This is a genomic window from Kitasatospora sp. NPDC091257, assembly GCF_044757675.1.
GTDB classification, from domain to species: domain Bacteria; phylum Actinomycetota; class Actinomycetes; order Streptomycetales; family Streptomycetaceae; genus Kitasatospora; species Kitasatospora lactacystinica.
Genome location: NZ_JBIVVI010001772.1, coordinates 1 through 1246, shown reverse-complemented (window position 1 = coordinate 1246; position 1246 = coordinate 1). Strand labels below are relative to the sequence as shown.

General features: G+C 76.9%; 1 protein-coding gene. It reads right to left on the bottom strand.

Annotated features, from left to right (window positions below):
* Positions 1-1180, bottom strand: a 1180-nt coding sequence (locus tag ACIQOV_RS41920) for a serine/threonine-protein kinase (protein WP_401056462.1), incomplete at its 3' end; no start/stop codon positions are given.
* Positions 1181-1246 lie beyond the last annotated feature (66 nt).

Genomic DNA, 1246 nt, shown 5'->3' with positions numbered 1-1246 from the left:
GTGCGGCGGTGCCGGACACCGGGGCCTCCTCGGTGGCGGCCTCCACCTGGTCCGGGTCGTCGAGCAGGAACACCGCCGCCGCGGCGCCGACGGTCAGGGCCACGGCGGCGGTCAGCGCCGTTCGTCCGAGGGCCCGTCTGCGGCCTCCTCCGGCCCGGGCGCGCCTCGCCGGGCCGCCCTCGGCCGAGGGCGCCGGGACGGAGCCGGACGCCGAGGACGCCGGCACCGGCCCGGAGGCCGCGGCGGGCTCCGGCACCGGCCCGGACGCGACGACGGTGGGGGTCGGGACGGCCACCGGGGCGAGGACCGTACGGGCCGAGGCCCAGCCCGGTCCGTCCGTCCGGTCGCCCGGATCACCGGAACCGCCCGGATCACCGAAACCGCCCTGCTCGCCGGCATCACCCCGCTCGGCCTCGGCCGGTACCTGCGGCAGCTCGGCGTGCCGGGTCATCTGGTTGGTCAGATGGTGCGGCAGCCAGTCGTCGCCGAACCTGAGGTGCCCGCCGACCGCCGGGTGGCTCCGGGCGGCGGCGATCACCTCGGCGGTGGTCGGCCGGTCCTCGGGCCGCTTGGCGAGGCAGTGCAGCAGCAGCTCGCGCAGGCCCGCCGGGACCGGGGTGAGGTCCGGCTCCTCGTGGACGGTCCGGTAGAGCGTCGACGGGTCCGGCCCGTCGCCGAAGGGCGGGTTGCCGCCGGCGACGTGGACGGCGAGGGCGCCGAGGGCGTACACGTCGGTGGCCGGGGTCGCGGGCCGGCCCATCGCCTGTTCGGGCGCCATGTAGGCGGGCGAGCCGATGCGCAGCCCGGTGCCGGTGAGCGCGGCGGCGTCGGCGGCCCGGGCGATGCCGAAGTCGATCACCCGGGGGCCGTCCGGGGCGATCAGCACGTTGCCCGGTTTGAGGTCGCGGTGCACCACCCCGGTGGCGTGGATCGCCTGCAGCGCCTCGGCGATGCCGGCGATCAGCAGCAGGACCGTCCGTTCGGGGAGCGGGCCGAAGCGCCGTACCACCTGTTGCAGGGACGGGCCCGGCACGTACGTGGTGGCCAGCCACGGCGGGGCGGCCTCCACGCCGGCGTCCACGAGCTGGGCGGTGAACAGTCCGTGGATGCGTCTGGCGCTGGCCACCTCCTGGGCGAACCGGGCGCGGAACTCCGGATCCTCGGCCAGTTCGGGCCGCACCACCTTGAGTGCGACCGGCCGCCCGCCGCACAGAGACTGGACACCTGAACATGGGCAAGAACGTCG